At 45.1% G+C, this 16039-nt stretch carries 12 protein-coding genes; 5 read left to right on the top strand and 7 right to left on the bottom strand.

The features are described from left to right. Nucleotides 1-181: 181 nt before the first annotated feature. Nucleotides 182-967, top strand: coding sequence for an SDR family NAD(P)-dependent oxidoreductase (locus FBY58_RS03925; protein ID WP_141919584.1), 786 nt, complete (start codon nt 182-184; stop codon nt 965-967). Nucleotides 968-1614: 647 nt separating this feature from the next. Continuing rightward, nucleotides 1615-3720, top strand: a complete 2106-nt coding sequence (locus tag FBY58_RS03920) for a prolyl oligopeptidase family protein (protein ID WP_141919583.1) — start codon at nt 1615-1617, stop codon at nt 3718-3720. A gap of 202 nt (nt 3721-3922) precedes the next feature. On the opposite strand, the gene FBY58_RS03915 is transcribed toward FBY58_RS03920, so the two are convergent. The 6 genes from FBY58_RS03915 to ruvX form a co-directional block, all read right to left on the bottom strand. Next, the gene (locus FBY58_RS03915) at nt 3923-5149 is read right to left on the bottom strand and encodes a dihydroorotase family protein (protein WP_141919582.1); all 1227 of its coding nucleotides are present in this window, start codon (nt 5147-5149) and stop codon (nt 3923-3925) included. Further along, nucleotides 5146-6105, bottom strand: a complete 960-nt coding sequence (locus FBY58_RS03910) for an aspartate carbamoyltransferase catalytic subunit (protein WP_141919581.1) — start codon at nt 6103-6105, stop codon at nt 5146-5148. The genes FBY58_RS03915 and FBY58_RS03910 overlap by 4 nt, the downstream gene beginning before the upstream one ends. Nucleotides 6106-6881: 776 nt before the next feature. Further along, on the bottom strand, nt 6882-8396 hold the full coding sequence (locus FBY58_RS03905) for a cytochrome c (protein WP_141920608.1): 1515 nt from the start codon (nt 8394-8396) through the stop codon (nt 6882-6884). Nucleotides 8397-8408: 12 nt separating this feature from the next. Next, nucleotides 8409-9995: a GMC family oxidoreductase gene (locus tag FBY58_RS03900; RefSeq protein ID WP_141919580.1), complete on the bottom strand. Its 1587-nt coding sequence runs from the start codon at nt 9993-9995 to the stop codon at nt 8409-8411. 60 nt (nt 9996-10055) lie between these two features. Beyond that, nucleotides 10056-10616 carry a sugar dehydrogenase complex small subunit gene (locus FBY58_RS03895; protein WP_141919579.1) on the bottom strand — a complete coding sequence of 187 codons (561 nt, stop codon included), beginning with the start codon at nt 10614-10616 and terminating at the stop codon, nt 10056-10058. Between the two features lie 204 nt (nt 10617-10820). After that, nucleotides 10821-11360, bottom strand: a complete 540-nt coding sequence (gene ruvX, locus FBY58_RS03890) for a Holliday junction resolvase RuvX (protein WP_141919578.1) — start codon at nt 11358-11360, stop codon at nt 10821-10823. Nucleotides 11361-11579: 219 nt separating this feature from the next. Here ruvX and gatC point away from each other — a divergent pair, with 219 nt between their 5' ends. The 3 genes from gatC to gatB are packed head-to-tail and all read left to right on the top strand — an operon-like array spanning nt 11580 to nt 14822. Beyond that, nucleotides 11580-11870 carry an Asp-tRNA(Asn)/Glu-tRNA(Gln) amidotransferase subunit GatC gene (gatC, locus tag FBY58_RS03885; RefSeq protein ID WP_141919577.1) on the top strand — a complete coding sequence of 97 codons (291 nt, stop codon included), beginning with the start codon at nt 11580-11582 and terminating at the stop codon, nt 11868-11870. After that, nucleotides 11870-13348 (top strand): Asp-tRNA(Asn)/Glu-tRNA(Gln) amidotransferase subunit GatA, encoded by a 1479-nt coding sequence (gene gatA / locus FBY58_RS03880; RefSeq protein ID WP_141919576.1) that lies wholly within the window; start codon nt 11870-11872, stop codon nt 13346-13348. Before gatC ends, gatA begins: the two co-directional genes overlap by 1 nt. Before the next feature lies 1 nt (nt 13349). Then, a complete protein-coding gene (gene gatB, locus FBY58_RS03875) occupies nt 13350-14822 on the top strand; it encodes an Asp-tRNA(Asn)/Glu-tRNA(Gln) amidotransferase subunit GatB (protein ID WP_141920607.1) in 1473 nt (490 codons plus the stop codon). A gap of 96 nt (nt 14823-14918) precedes the next feature. Here gatB and FBY58_RS03870 read toward each other — a convergent pair whose 3' ends face one another. Further along, nucleotides 14919-15866 carry a LysR family transcriptional regulator gene (locus FBY58_RS03870; RefSeq protein ID WP_141919575.1) on the bottom strand — a complete coding sequence of 316 codons (948 nt, stop codon included), beginning with the start codon at nt 15864-15866 and terminating at the stop codon, nt 14919-14921. Between the last annotated feature and the right edge of the window lie 173 nt (nt 15867-16039).

The raw sequence follows: 16039 nt of genomic DNA, 5'->3' as shown, positions 1-16039 counted from the left end.
ATTCAATAGAATTTTTATTAAATTTAATTTTCTTTTCATTATCGTGATATTCCACAATTTTTTAAATTACCTATCAAAAATACACTTCTTATAATCCCTTTAGGGGAGGCTCTATTCTCGTTTTTTAAATGAGGATGACCTGCTTACGCTATATAAAAATGCTTTAGGAAAGGAGCCTTTTATGGACTTACAATTAACAGGTAAAACAGCCCTTGTTACCGGTTCAACTTCCGGTATTGGTCTCGCCATCGCGCAAAGATTCATTGCCGAAGGGGCTAATGTTGTTATTTGTGGCCGTAGTCAGGCAAAACTTGATGCAGCTCTCAAAACCTTTCCATCTCAAGACAAAGTTCAAGCCGTTTTAACAGATGCGGGTAGCCCCGATGGTATCGATGTTCTCGCGAAATCTGTGCCGGAAGTCGATATCCTGATCAATAATTTGGGTATATTTGAACCGAAAGCTTTCTCTGATATTACTGATGATGAATGGCATCATATTTTTGAAGTTAATGTGATGAGTGGCGTTCGGCTGTCCCGTTATTATTTTCCGAAAATGATCGAAAAAAACTGGGGGCGGATCATTTTTGTTTCGAGTGAATGCGGTGTGGTGACACCGGGGGATACCATCCACTATGCGATGACGAAAACAGCGCAATTAGCTATTTCTCGCGGATTGGCGGAAGAGACAAAAGGCACGGGCGTGACCGTCAATACGATTTTACCAGGACCCACAAAATCGGAAGGCAGCACTGCATTTATTAAAGCTGCCATTGCGAATAAAAATGCATCTGAAGAAGAAATGGAAGCCGAGTTTTTCAAAACTATGCGCCCCCTTTCCTTGTTGCAACGTCGCTGTGACCCAGCTGAAATTGCGGCACAAGTCGCTCTGCTTTCCAGTCCTTTTGGAGCTATCACAAACGGAGCCGCAATCCGTCTTGAAGGCGGTATCATTCCGACGATTTTATAAAAAAATCGACTAATTATTGCCCTTGAAGAAATATCAGGGGCAATAACCGTTTTTTATCAGAATCTGAGACAAAACGGTCTTTTCCGGCAAGATCATCCAAACTTACCCTTTATTAAAAATAAAAGATTATTTTACCCTTCAATCTGCCGATCAGCCTTCACTATTAATAACGTTTATAGTCAAAAAACTGTTTTTATAATTGCTTGCTCGTGTTATGTTATAACATGTATAGACCACATATGTATGGTCTATTTTTAAAATAACATGAGGCTTTATGATAATTCCTTTGTTGTTTCTGTTTGCAGGAATAGATAGCGAACAACCGCCTCCGCCGATTTTACCTATACCGATAAGCACAACGAACACGCTTCCGCAAAAAATATGCAAGATAAAACGGGTTCCAAGTCGCCCTACTCGTATTGCTGTATGCCATTAGGTTGTTGATACTGAAAATTATCATCATGTTACACAGATAATTAGACTTTAAGATAAAACCAAAAAAGCCGCTTTTTTCTACAACTAGGCGCAATAACGGGGCATCGAATTGAACTGATTTCAGCTTAGTTCTCGATGATCAGGAAATTTTAGACAATGAAGAAATTATGTCTATATTTCTTCTGGAAAATTGATTGGGGGGCATAATATCCATGCGCTATACTTTACCCGCTTTGTTGATGGCCTCAATGGCCTCTATCCCAGCGATGGCTTCGACTTTATCGAATAGTGATCCTTATATTTGGCTGGAAGAATTTTCCTCGCCACGAGCGATGGAATGGGTCAGAAGCCATAACGAAACAAGCGCAAAAATTTTGGAATCTGACACTCGCTACAATACGCTTTATAATGAAGCCTTAGCCATCGGGTCAGCCAAAGATCGCATTCCAATGCCAAGTTTTCTGCATGGCGAAATCTATAATTTTTGGCAGGATAGCGACCATCTTCGCGGCTTATGGCGTAAAACCACTTTACAGGATTATCGTAACGCCACGCCTCACTGGGTACCTGTTCTTGATATTGATGCCTTGGGTAAGGCTGAAGGTAAAAGTTGGGTATTGCATGGTATTGATTGCTTACAACCAGATCAGCAGATTTGCTTGATCGCCCTGTCCGATGGGGGTGAAGATGCGGTCGAATTGCGCGAATTCGATCTTAGAACCAATAACTTCGTGAAAAACGGATTTAGTCTTCCCCGTGGAAAACACCGTGTTGCATGGGAAGATAAAGATCATCTTCTCATAGCTACGGATTGGACAAGCGCAGATCTAACGAATTCCGGTTATCCTTTTATCGTCAAGCGCCTCACCCGAGGTCAATCTCTTTCTGAAGCACAAGAAGTCTATCGGGGGAGCAAAGATGACGGGGGTTATGGCGTTTCACCGACGACATTCCACGATGGCCAGAACCATCAGTTAACAGTCATCGAACGTCCGATAGATACCTTTCACCATCAAAGCTTTGTACTTACACGCAATGGCGCAAAACAACTTCCCATTCCTGATAAAGTAAGTGTCGTTGAATTGGTGGCTGGTCGCGTTATTCTTTCTCTTGATGAAGCATGGAAAAATGGCTCAAATCTTTTTACAGCTGGTTCGATCATCTCCATCGATCTCAACAATGTATTAGAATCGCCAGATACGCTAAATGCGCATCTTGTTTGGCAACCCAACGCACGAGAAGCCTTTAACGGTATAGCCTCGACAAAAAACCAGCTGCTCATTTCAATCCTTGATAATGTTCAAGGTCGGGCAATCGCCTTTACTCCGGCAGCAAACGGTCAATGGGTAAAAGAGACTCTGCCCTTGCCAGATAAATTAGCGGTTGAATTCGGTTCAACTGACAGCCAATCTGACCTTGCTTTTATTGAGGTTAGTGGATTTTTGACACCTTCCACTGTCTATCTGGCTGATACCCATAAAAATAATATCGAAACTATAAAAACCTTACCTTCACAATTTGATGCATCAAAAGACGTCGTTGAACAGCTTGAGGCAACCTCTACAGATGGCACGAAAATCCCCTATTTTGTCGTCCACCGGAAAGATATTAAATATGATGGGACTATGCCGACTTTAATGACGGCTTATGGTGGTTTTCAGGTAAGTCGGACGCCTTACTATTCTGCCATGATAGGAAAGCTGTGGCTTGAAAAAGGCGGCGCATTCGTCCTTGCGAACATACGTGGTGGCGGCGAATTTGGCCCAGCTTGGCATGAAGCGGGTCTCGGCACAAAAAGACAAATCGTCTATGATGATTTTTCATCAGTTGCCAAGGATCTAATTACCAGAAAAATAACCTCGCCTCGACATCTCGGTATCCAAGGCGGTTCTAATGGTGGTCTACTTATGGGCGTTGAAATGACCCAGCATCCAGAGCTTTGGAACGCGGTTGTTATTCAGGTGCCATTACTTGATATGATAAGAATATCAAAAATTGCTGCCGGTGCCTCATGGCAAGGTGAATATGGCGATGTTAATCAAGATCCCAAAGTTAAAGCCTTTTGGGAACGAGTCTCTCCTTATCATAACCTGAAACAGGGCATAAAATACCCAGAGCCCTTCATCTTCACAACTACAAAAGATGATCGGGTTGGGCCTCAACATGCCCGCAAATTTGCAGCGCGTATGGAAGAAATGAAGCTGCCCTTTTTCTATTATGAGAATACCGAGGGCGGCCATGGTTCCGGTGCGGATTTAAAACAAACCGCTAGAACACAGGCTTTAACTATGACCTATTTATATCGTAAATTGATGTAATATTGGGTTCTATACGAACTGCCGGATAATCAAATTTATCTGGCAGTTCGTGTAAGTGCTCTTTCAAGCGAGTATCTCACAGGTAGAGACCTATTCTAGCCAAATGTTGGGGTAATATCTCTTCGAAAAAACACCCATTATGTAAAAATGGCAGGGACAACCAAGCCATCCCTGCCTCTCTGACATTTATACCATTGAAAGCCTACAACAGAACGTAACCACCTTTGATCGTGTGGGTCACTTTTCCTCGCATCATCCGACCATCAAAAGGTGAATTGCCTGCCTTCGCAGCCATTTTTGCACTATCAAGCTGCCATTCACGATTAGCATCAAAAATGATGATATCCGCTTCTTCACCCACAGATAAAGAACCGCCTTGGCAGCCCAATAATTGAGCAGCATTCCCAGACAGCAATTTCATCAAGCTGAAAAAATCAATAATACACTCACGCACCAATTCTACAGCAGCGGAGAGAAGTGTTTCAGCCCCTGCCATACCAGGTTTGGCATCAATAAAGGGTAGACGCTTATCTTCGGCGCCTCGCGGATCATGGGCAGAACAAAACACATCAATCACACCGTCCTGTATAGCTTCTATTGATGCTAAACGATCCTCTTCACTCCGCAAAGGTGGAGATAAACGGGCAAAAGTGCGGAAATCTTCAATATGCCGATCAGATAACAACAGATAAGCCGGATTAATCCCGACCGTCACCTTGATACCACGTTTTTTGGCCTGCCGTATCAGATCAAAACTTTTCTTCGTCGTCAGTTGGGCGAAATGGATTTTGCAGCCCGTTTCTTCAGCCAACATCAGATCACGAGCCACAACGATAGCTTCTGCTACAGCAGGAGCCGCCCGTAAACCGAGACGGCTGGCCATCAAGCCTTCTGTTGCAACACATCCTTTAGTTAGCCCACCATCTTCGGCATGGCTGATAACAGTCAAATCCAACGAAGCGGCATAATCAAGCAAGCGATACATTAGGCCAGAATCAGCAATCCACTGCCGCCCCGTTGCAACCGCCTTGGCGCCTGCCTTTTTCATCAGGCCGATTTCGGCCAATTCCTGTCCTTCAAGGCAACGACTACCTGCCGCTAAAGGATAAACCTCGACTGCATCACCACCGGATTCCTTAGCGCGCTTAATCAAAGTAGCCTCATCCAAAGCCGGCGACTGATCGGGCATCAAAGCGACGCGGGTAATTCCCCCTTTTATAAAGGCTGGAGCATCAACAGAAAAAACTGTCGGATCAATAATGGCCGGTGCGATATAACCGCCTTCGGCATCAATAATTGTATCAGCACCCTTTGGGTCAATATCGCCACAGGCTGCAATTCGCCCGTCTTTGATGAGCAAGCCGCCAGCATAGATATTTTTGGCAGCCGGATCGATCAATCTGCCGTTTATAATTGCGATTAAACTCATGCCCAACCTTTCACTCCGCGTCTCTGGCGAGTAAGCACATCAAGACAGGCCATCCGCATGGCAACACCCATTTCAACCTGTTCTGTGATGGCCGAATATTTCAGATCATCAGCAACAGCAGAATCGATTTCAACACCGCGATTCAACGGGCCAGGATGCATAACCAGCACATCCTCGGCGGCTAATTTTAGTTTTTCGACCGTCAAGCCAAACAAAGCATGATATTCGCGCAAGGAAGGAATGAAACCGCCTGCCATTCTTTCGGTTTGCAATCGCAACATCATAACGACGTCCGCCCCTGCAATGGCTTTATCCAAATCATGAAAAATTTCGACGCCTAAGGCTTCGATATGCGGTGGAATTAATGTTGAAGGACCTACAATACGGACATGCGCCCCCAATTTTTGTAGGGAAATAATATCTGAGCGGGCAACACGGCTATGCATAATATCGCCACAGATAGCGATAACCAGCCTTTCAATGCGTCCCTTCCGACGACGAATAGTCAATGCATCTAATAAAGCCTGCGTGGGATGCTCATGCTGGCCGTCACCAGCATTCAAAACCGGACAATCGACTTTATCAGCAATAAGCTGGACAGCACCCGAAGCCTGATGGCGAATAACCAACATATCGGCATGCATGGCATCAAGGGTAACCGCCGTATCAATCAGCGTTTCGCCTTTTTTGACACTGGACTGTGCCACAGCCATGTTCACTACATCTGCTCCCAAGCGTTTTCCGGCGATCTCGAAAGACAGCAGCGTTCGGGTTGAATTTTCGAAAAAAGCGTTAATCTGGGTCAAACCAGCTAAACTGTCATCATGTTTGACAGCCGCCGCCCGATTAAGGGCAACCCAGCGTTCCGCTTCATCGAGCAGAAAAAGGATTTCAGGAGCCGTAAGCGGCGCGATACCAAGTAAATGGCGATGGGGGAAAGGTAAATTAAGCGACATCAAAATAGGGATTTACCTTCTCTTTTCGCGACATTCAATAACAGAAAAGAGAGAAGTGAATGAAATAGAAAAATTTAAGAAAAATACACAAAAAATCTGAAAGGCTTAGCACTCTCTATAATTTCGAACGAAGGCCCAATGAAACCAAAACATTTTTTAAGCCCCGAAACAGAACTCGACCAAGGCTCGAAAGTAAAGTAATTCTAAATTATAAAAATTATTTCGATCTCCCCAATAGTACAGAAATTATTAGGGGTGAGTACTGCCTGAATATGCAGGGTATTGAGTAGGATACAGATAATTATTCTGCGACGGGACAGATTGCTGTTCAAATCCTGCTTTGGATCTTGATGCTGAAGCCAGCCATCTGTTGTAGTAAATTTGATATTCCGAATTACTCATTGCAGATCTATAATTGACATGCCTGCCTTTTTTATCCGAACACTCGATCACATCGTCTGTATACGCTTTGTATTTTTTTACAGAAATGATCATTGCTCCAATAATATTTTCCGTTGATCTTATTTGGAAGATTAGAGCTCGCACAAGCAGCTAAAGTAAAAAATAAAAAGATGGTTATTTTTTTTCATAATTTTGCATTGAATATTATTTCAAATAAGTTTGCAATTATTTTTTAAAAAAACAATATGATTATATTACAATCATCAAATCAATTAAAATTATCTATCAAAAATCAAGGCATGGCTCTATATTCCAACTTCTAGAAAAGGCGCAGTGTCAGTAACTGCGCCTTTTCTATTTTAGCTATTATTTTACTAATTAGAGCGCCGTCTATGGAATAGGCCTTTTATTCGGAAATATCCCAAAATAATAATAACAACAAAAACAAAACCGGCACCAGATAGCAGCCATGGCATCATCTTCATCAATAAAGCTGGATCGCTTTTGTTCGCTCTGAAATCTGCAACCTGTTGCGCTGAAATCGGAGCAATCGCCTTATTTCCAAAACGTGTCAGCACATAATTGGCAATAGCCGCAATTTGGCTATCATTCAGCTCATCGCTATAAGCAGGCATTCCCGCGATACCATCATTTGTTTTACGCTCGATGCCATTCAGGATCGTCATAATCAAATTATCGGCAACAAGGCCACCTGTTGCACTGTTATGATTAAGCGATGGATAAAAATGGTCAGCTGTCCCCTCACCGTTACGACCATGGCAGCTTGCACACGCATTTTCGTAAAGCAGTTGTCCATCCACTGAGCCGGAATCGCTCATAGCCGCCGCCGTGCGACTGGTTACCGGTTCAATATCGACCATATGAACGGGTGTTCGTGTTTCAAAACTAAATCTGGATTGCTTGGCTCCCGTCAAATTTTGGGGAGCTACTGTTTTGAGATAGGCGGCCATCGCACGAAGATCAGCATCGGATAAAAAGCGGAGGCTATATTCAATAGCTTCTGCCATACTTCCTGCAGCCTGAGCCTTGCCATTGACATGACCAGTTTTCAGATAGCGGGCGATTTCTTCTTCGCTCCAGCTACCAATACCTTCGGTTTCGTCAGGCGTAATATTCGGTGCATACCAACCACCAACAGCTGCCCCCGTCAAATAACGGCGACTAGATTCTGCCATAAAGAAATTACGAGGACTATGGCAGGTGCTGCAATGCGCCAATGTATCGACCAAATAATGGCCACGATTAATTTCATCGCTCACTTTTGGATTATTTTTGAAAGGCTTGTCATGCAAAAATAGCAAATTCCAGCCTGACATCAAAAGGCGGATGTTAAACGGGAAGGAGAGCTTTGTGACAGCCTGCGGCTTTTCATCAACCGGCGCAACACCCTGCATAAAATAGACATATAAAGCATGGATATCTTTATCGTTTAGTCCGGCATAAGCTGTATAGGGCATGGCTGGATAAAGATAGGCACCATCTTTTCTGATACCTTTTCTGATCGCACGGCTAAATTCCTGTTCGCTATAATTGCCGATACCTGCTGTTTTAGAAGGGCTGATATTCGGCGAGACTATGCTCCCCATGGGAGATGCAATCGCATAACCACCTGCGTAAGGCGGCGCGGTAACCGAGTTACCTCGATGGCATGCAATGCAATCCCCAGCTTTTGCTAGATAAGCACCGCGTTCCAGTTCGGATGAAAAGCCATTCGTCGGGGTAGCCGCCACAACATTTTTCTGGACTATAACCGGTGGATTAGAAGCATCGCCTGTGTGACTATTTCCTGCTGATGCCATAGCCGGAAGCGACAAACAAAAAGCCATCCCCGCCACGGATGCCAGACGATAGAAAAACGGTCTGATCATCATATGCCTTTCTTATACTTCGCGCGCGATAATATCGGCAATACGGATAGATAATGCGATACCGGTCAAAGTTGGATTGACCACCCCAGCCGCCGGAATGACGCCAGTCGTTGCTAAAAACAGATTATGATGATCAAAGCTGCGGCACTCACCATTCACAACTGAATCCGCTGGATTTTTACCCATAATGACAGATCCCATAATATGATCATGATTCTGCCATTCACTGGTTTCATTGACGATCTCGCCCTTCATGCCGGCAGCGATACGCCGATAATCGCGCAAAACGATATCCTTGGCTGCTTCGGTATAGGCAGGCACATCGTAATGAATAGATAAAGTGGGTAATCCCAAGGCATCTTTTTTAGTCGGATGTGGAATGACGCGATTACTTGGCGATGGCAGAGTTTCAAACATCGAAGAGATATCAACCCAACGTGCCGCATCATGCCGGATACGCTCATCCAACTCTTTTCCGAAGATACCCTGCGCAATCAATCTTTGTGCTACGGGCATGTTGGGAACAGAATTACCAATATTATGTTTGGATGCTGCATAACGGCGGCGATGTTGGCCGTCTCGCATATTGACAATACATGCTTCTTCGACTGTACCCCGTCCTGACCATAAAGGTTCATCGGCCAAAAATTGTATGGCCAGACCATTATGATCCATGATGTTGCGCCCAACCTGATCAGATGAATTCGCGACATCAGACATCAAAAGCAGTTTTGGTGTTTCAAAACCATGGGCAGCCACAATAAAATATCGAGCTGTCAGCTTTTTATCTTCACCATTGGCATTGCGATAATGAACCGCCTCAATTTTGTTACCACTACCCTTTTCTAGCTTAAAAGCCGTTGCCTCGGTTAACAACTTTGCTCCAGCTTTTACTGCATGACGGGCATGGACATCGCCACTATACATCGACCCAATGGGGCAAACAGGCATACAGTTATTGTTACCGGAACAAGCTGGTCGACCATCATACGGCTGGTTGGTTGGACGGGCAGACGGTTCCTGAACAAAACGATAGCCCAACTTACCCAAACGGTCATGCATCCGGTTAGTCATATAGTTGATGCCATCCGAAGGCATCGGGTAATCTTTTGAACGAGGCGGAAAATTCTTTTTACCCTGCCCACTCTGATCTTCATCAGAGCGCCCTGATACGCCGATAGCCTCTTCTGCACGGCAATAATAAGGTTCTAGATCATCATAAGAAATCGGCCAATCACGTCCGACGCCATAAAGACTTTTCAACTTCATATCACTGGGCAGATAGCGCCATGCACAGGCCGCCCAGTGCCATGTTGTTCCCCCGACTAGCTTCAACATACCCGGAAGATAAGCAAAAGAGCCGGTATTCTCGATATAATCCTTGGCAAAAGAAGTCGGAGCGGTAGCGGCATTGGGATATGGATCGTTATAGTTATTTTTTCGGGGAGATGTCCGAAAGTTTTCAGTAATCTTCCAGCGTGGAATTGATTTCCCCGCTTCAAGAATAATAACGGATTTTCCCTGTTTTGCTAATTCATACGCCGCATTATTACCTAAAGCGCCTGAACCGATTACAATAACATCGGCATCATATTCCATGGTGGCTCTTTTCTTCCAGATAAGAGGATAAGATACTATCGGATAGCAAAAGAATTAGGCTCAATCCTGTTTGATACTCGCGGGCGGATTAACCCAATAACTAGGCGCACCACGTGCGTAGCTTGGAATAACCGTAGCATCCATGGTTGGGCGATACATCAACGCCCCACTATAGGTAATGAAATGGGCGTTATCTTCCATTGCATGGATTGCCGGTTCGCCTGCATAGCCAAGATACCATGCAGAAACGACCGCTTTGGCTGTTGCCATCAAGTCTTCATTTTGTCCGATAGGGGAAGTTCGCAATAAGGAAGGATCGCTTACTTTTTCGGTCAGGATAGCCTGCTGTAAAGTCTGAAACTTCGTCGTAAAATTAGCATCTGCAGCGGTTAAGGCCGCTAATGCTCGATTAGACAAACCCCGATCAAGATCACTATGGCCGGTCAGAAAAGTTGAAATTTGATAGAATTGATCCTGAACCCGCTCGTCATCATTTTTGCTTTCAGCCAATAACGGTGCAGAGCCTGCTGCAATAGCACTACCAGCTGAAAGTCCGGCAATTTTTAAAAATTGCCGTCGGGGGGACTCGCTTTTTTCAGAAGGTTTAGGATATTCCGGCATAGATCCCCCGATATGACTTACAGTGAAAACAATTAATTACTCTAAATATTATTACTTTTTAATAAAGAAACAGTTCCGTTGATATAGTAAAATACTATCAGGTTCATAATGAACCGAAACGAAAAGCAGCAATCGCGCGATATACTCTCAAAATCGACCAACAAAGCGACATATTGAAAATCATAATATTTAGCTGGGATAGTATTAAAACATCGAAAAAGAGTCGATTGCACCTTGTAAAATATAGGCTGCCGCCATTTTATCGACAACTTCACTTCTTCTTGCCCTGCTGGCATCCGCTTCCAATAAAGTTCTCGTGACAGCTTTGGTTGACCAGCGCTCATCCCACATCAAAACAGGCAAGGATAAAGGTGCCATATTCTTGGCAAATGCTCGAACCGATTGCGTCCTCGGACTATCACTTCCATCAAGATTCAAGGGAAGACCAATAACCAGACCTGTTATTTGCTGTTTAGCGATAAATTGCCGTAGCAATTCCAAATCAAGTGTGAATTTCTTCCGTCTAATAGTTTCGGCCGGACTAGCAATAATCCACTGGCCATCACAAACAGCAAGACCAATTGTTTTCGTTCCGACATCCAACCCTGCCAATCGACCTTTACGGGGTAAGGCATCTTGAAAGAGTCGCAGTTCTTCCTGTTTTTTCAGGATATTTTGTTCTCTTTTGTCATCCAGATCATGCAAGCGAAAGGGTTTAAACTCGTTGTCATCATCATAGGACATTCTGTTTCCTTTATTTTGTCAGGATAAAAAACCAGGGATTCTTGCTTATTGTCGGACAGGCCATATCAAATCCTCTGCCCCTTGCCGCTATAAAAAAATTTCTAAAAATTATAAAAGAGCCTTTCTTTTCCGAATTCTTTTTACCGGAATAAGGCCTGTTTTCCTATTTGATCCTGTTCTACTCTTGAAGCAAATCTTTGCCAGTGCTAGCGCAAGGTTATGTCCGTCATAAATGCCAGTATTGTTCGCAAAATAGCGAAACTCGCCTGCATCGCTGTAACTGAGGAAGAGGTTACCGCGATGGTTCCTGAACTCAACGCCATATTGGGCTGGGGAGAGCAGTTAGCTGCCATCAATACTGATGGTGTAGAGCCGCTCACCTCTGTCATCGCCCAATCCCAACGCCTGAGGGAAGACGAAGTCACTGTTCCCGATATCCGTGATGCCCTGTTGGCGAATGCGCCCGAAGCAGAGCATGGCTTTTTCACTGTGCCAAAGGTGATCGAATAATGACCCGTCTTACTGATCTTGGTGTTACAGATTTACGCGATGGTATCGCAAAAGGTGATTTTTCGGCACGTGAAGTCGCCGAAAACTTTATCAATGCGACCAATGAAGCGGAAAAGCTGAATGCTTTTATCACGCTTACCCCTGACCATGCTTTAAAGCAGGCCGAAGAGGCTGACAAAGCACGCGCTTCTGGCCAGTTAAAAGCTTTATCCGGTGTGCCTTTGGGTATTAAAGATCTGTTCTGCACCAATGGGTATCGCACAACGGCCGCCAGCAAAATTATTGGTAATTTTGTTCCGCCTTACGAATCCACTATCACTGAAAAATTATTTGCCGCCGGCGCGGGTATGATCGGTAAACTGAATCTTGATCAGTTTGCTATGGGATCATCCAATGAAACCAGTGCTTTTGGAAATGTTATTTCCCCGTGGCGTCAGAAAAACGATGATGCAGCCTTAACGCCAGGTGGTTCTTCCGGTGGTTCAGCTGCTGCTGTTGCCGCTAAAATCATACCGGCCGCAACGGGCACCGACACGGGTGGTTCAATCCGCCAGCCAGCCTCTTTCACTGGTATTACTGGTTTAAAACCGACCTATGGTCGTTGCTCCCGTTTTGGGGTGATCGCTTTTGCATCGTCTCTCGATCAGGCAGGGCCCATGGCTCGCTCGGTCAAAGATTGTGCTGCTTTGTTAGAAGTCATGGCTGGTTTCGATCCCAAGGATTCTACTTCTGCCGATGTAATGGTTCCCAATTGGGAAAAGCTGTTATCATCCGATATCCGTGGCAAAAAAATCGGTATTCCAAAAGAATATCGCGTCGATGGTATGGCACCAGAAATCGAAAGCCTGTGGCAGCGCGGTATTCAGATGATGAAAGAGGCTGGTGCTGAAATCGTTGATGTGACCCTGCCCCATACACGTCATGCGTTAGCCGCCTATTATATCATTGCACCTGCCGAAGCGTCTTCTAACCTCGCCCGTTATGACGGGGTTCGCTATGGCGAACGTCAAACACCAGAAGGCAGCAACCTTGCGGATATGTATTCTGCAACAAGAGCGGCCGGTTTTGGTGATGAAGTAAAACGCCGGATCATGATTGGTACCTATGTGCTGTCTGCCGGTTTTTATGATGCCTATTACATCAAAGCACAAAAAATTCGGGCGCTTATTGCCCGCGACTTTGAAGCCGCTTTTGATAAATGTGATCTTCTCTTGACGCCTGCGACCCCGACAGCGGCGTTTGCCCTTGGCCAGAAGCAAGATGATCCGATTGCTATGTATCTGAATGATGTCTTCACAGTTCCGGCTTCTTTGGCTGGCTTGCCTGCTATGACAGTGCCCGTTGGTCTTAACGATCAAGGTCTGCCGCTTGGTTTACAGCTGATTGGTAAGCCTTTGGATGAACAGAGCGTGTTAAATGCTGGCCTTGCTCTGGAAGAGCGTGCCGGATTTACCAGCCAGCCGGAAAAATGGTGGTAAAATGGAAAAATATATCCTTGAAGGTGCAACCGGCAGTTGGGAAATTGTCGTCGGACTAGAAGTCCATGCACAGGTTATTTCAAAATCGAAACTTTTTTCCGGTGCTGCCACCGCTTTTGGCGCAGAACCGAATTCACAGGTTTCTTTAATTGATGCCGCTATGCCGGGTATGTTGCCGGTTGTGAACCGCGAATGCATCCGTCAGGCCGTTCGGACGGGCATTGCTATTGGTGCTGTCATTAACCGTGTTTCAAAATTCGACCGTAAAAACTATTTTTACGCCGATTTGCCGCAGGGTTACCAGATTTCACAGCTTTATCACCCCATCGTTGGTGAAGGCAGCCTGCTGATTGATGTCGATGGCGAAGAACGTGAAATCGGTATCGAACGCATCCATGTCGAACAGGATGCCGGTAAGCTGATGCATGACCAGCATCCGACTAAATCCTATATTGATTTAAATCGGGCTGGTATTGCCTTGATGGAAATCGTTTCAAAGCCAGATATCCGCTCGCCAGCAGAGGCCGGTGCTTACCTTCGTAAGTTGCGGGCTATCCTGCGCTATGTTGGCTCCTGTGATGGTAACATGGAAGAAGGCTCGATGCGGGCTGACGTCAATGTTTCTGTTCGCAAGGCTGGCGAACCATTCGGCACTCGCTGCGAAATCAAAAATGTGAACTCGGTTCGCTTTGTGCAGGCTGCGATTGAATATGAAGCCCGTCGCCAGATTGAAGTAATCGAAGATGGTGGCAAGATTATTCAGGAAACGCGCCTGTTTGATCATGACAAGGGTGAAACGCGTTCATTGCGTTCTAAGGAAGACGCACATGACTATCGTTACTTTCCTGATCCAGATCTGCTGCCTTTGGAATTACCGGAAAGCTTTATCGACGAATGTCGCGAAAGTTTGCCGGAATTACCGGATGCCAAGCGCCAGCGTTATATTACCCATCTTAATCTGACGCCTTATACCGCATCCGTTATCACGGCTGATCATGAAACCGCAGCATGGTTTGAAGCCATGCTTGAATATTTCAAAGAGCCTGATGCCAAAATCGCGACTGCCGCTGCCAACTGGCTCACTTCGGAATTATTTGGCGCATTAAAGAAATTGGGACGCGATATCACCGACAGCCCCGTTTCCCCAAAACAGGGCGCAGAACTGATTGCGTTGGTGGCCGATGGTACATTGTCTGGAAGCCTCGCAAAGCAGGTCTTTGAAATCATGCTGGAAACCGGACAGAATCCAGCCGATATCGCTGAAGAGCGCGGCCTGAAACAGACCAGCGACACCGGTGCGATTGAAGAGGTTATCAACAAAATTTTGGCTGATAATCAGGATAAAGTCGAACAATATCGTAGCGGTAAAGACAAGCTTTTTGGCTTCTTTGTTGGCCAGACGATGCGGGCGATGGCCGGAAAAGCGAACCCTGCCGTTGTCAATGAATTGTTGAAAAAGCTGCTGGCTGCTTAATTATCAGCGCTAACGGTTTTCATTGTACAAAATAGCTAACAAAAAAGGCCACCGGAATTTCGGTGGCCTTTTTTATCATACTATTGGCATATAGCTTTAGCTAAGCGGATCTAACATAAAATCGTGAGATCCCGTTTCATTCACCAAAAATTGGGAATGAGCCTGTAAATAGTCAATCAAGACTTTCAGCTTACGCGAAATCCTTGGTCGCGCCGGATAATAAAGCACCAGCCCCGAAGTGGGCGGGCTCCAATCAGCCAACATTCTGACCAAACGGCCTTCTTCGATAAAGCGTTCAACATATCCGTTAACGGTATAGATAACGCCCAATCCATCTAAAGCGGCCTGAACCATTACCGCAAGGTCACCCAAGACAAGACGACCATCAATATTGATCATCAAGTTTTCATTTTTATTGGTAAAATTCCAACGCTGGATAATTTCACCAGACGTACGCCGGAATTTAATACATTCATGTCCCAGCAAATCGCGGGGATGACGGGCAATACCACGTCGGGCAACATATTCAGGGGATGCTACCACAGACCACATCATTGATGGGCCAATATTAACGCTGGTGACATCTTTTTCAACAAAACCACCGAAACGGATACCGGCATCAAAACCATGACTGGAAAGATCAACCATTGTATTATCAATGGCAATTTCCATTTTCATTTCTGGATAGGCTTCCAGAAAATTCCGTAACAATGGCCGCAAAGCCAAAAGATATCCCGATCGGGGCATAATGAGCCGCAAAAGACCAGACGGCGGACCACTATCGTCACCTACATCGGTAGAAGCGCTAATCAATTCGTCTACCGCAGGCTGAACCCGTGCCAGAAAGCGAGCGCCAGCATCAGTCAGATTGACGCTTCGGGTTGTCCGATGGAACAACATCACGCCCAGCCGCTGTTCTAAAGCGCGGATTGATTGGCTGACCGCAGAAGGAGAAACACCTAATCTTTGTGCCGCAGAAGAAAAATTCGCCAGTCTGGCTACACAGACAAAAGCGACCAGACCATCAAGCTGATTTTGTCGCATAAAAGTCAAACGCGCCTATTCCTAATTAATAATATTGCCTTTTATAGCAACAACCAAGCTTAGCTAAAAAAGCCTACCTATTGAAAGATTGCACAACAACCAAAAAATAAATCCAGATCAATTGTAACAAGCTATTTTAGCTATAACGATATAACCTTAAAGCCCACATAACA

The organism is Zymomonas mobilis, assembly GCF_006715975.1.
Taxonomy (GTDB): Bacteria; Pseudomonadota; Alphaproteobacteria; order Sphingomonadales; family Sphingomonadaceae; genus Zymomonas; species Zymomonas mobilis_B.
Note: the sequence above shows the minus strand (reverse complement) of the source record. Positions and strands in the feature narration are given on the sequence as shown.

Excerpts from the sequence above, each read along its gene's own strand:
- gatA (WP_141919576.1), top strand. The coding sequence starts at position 11,870 with ATGACCCGTCTTACTGATCTTGGTGTTACAGATTTACGCGATGGTATC.
- gatC (WP_141919577.1), top strand. The coding sequence starts at position 11,580 with ATGTCCGTCATAAATGCCAGTATTGTTCGCAAAATAGCGAAACTCGCC.
- FBY58_RS03900 (WP_141919580.1), bottom strand. The coding sequence starts at position 9,995 with ATGGAATATGATGCCGATGTTATTGTAATCGGTTCAGGCGCTTTAGGT.
- FBY58_RS03920 (WP_141919583.1), top strand. The coding sequence starts at position 1,615 with ATGCGCTATACTTTACCCGCTTTGTTGATGGCCTCAATGGCCTCTATC.
- gatB (WP_141920607.1), top strand. The coding sequence starts at position 13,350 with ATGGAAAAATATATCCTTGAAGGTGCAACCGGCAGTTGGGAAATTGTC.
- FBY58_RS03905 (WP_141920608.1), bottom strand. The coding sequence starts at position 8,396 with ATGATCAGACCGTTTTTCTATCGTCTGGCATCCGTGGCGGGGATGGCT.
- FBY58_RS03870 (WP_141919575.1), bottom strand. The coding sequence starts at position 15,866 with ATGCGACAAAATCAGCTTGATGGTCTGGTCGCTTTTGTCTGTGTAGCC.
- ruvX (WP_141919578.1), bottom strand. The coding sequence starts at position 11,360 with ATGTCCTATGATGATGACAACGAGTTTAAACCCTTTCGCTTGCATGAT.
- FBY58_RS03915 (WP_141919582.1), bottom strand. The coding sequence starts at position 5,149 with ATGAGTTTAATCGCAATTATAAACGGCAGATTGATCGATCCGGCTGCC.
- FBY58_RS03925 (WP_141919584.1), top strand. The coding sequence starts at position 182 with ATGGACTTACAATTAACAGGTAAAACAGCCCTTGTTACCGGTTCAACT.
- FBY58_RS03895 (WP_141919579.1), bottom strand. The coding sequence starts at position 10,616 with ATGCCGGAATATCCTAAACCTTCTGAAAAAAGCGAGTCCCCCCGACGG.
- FBY58_RS03910 (WP_141919581.1), bottom strand. The coding sequence starts at position 6,105 with ATGTCGCTTAATTTACCTTTCCCCCATCGCCATTTACTTGGTATCGCG.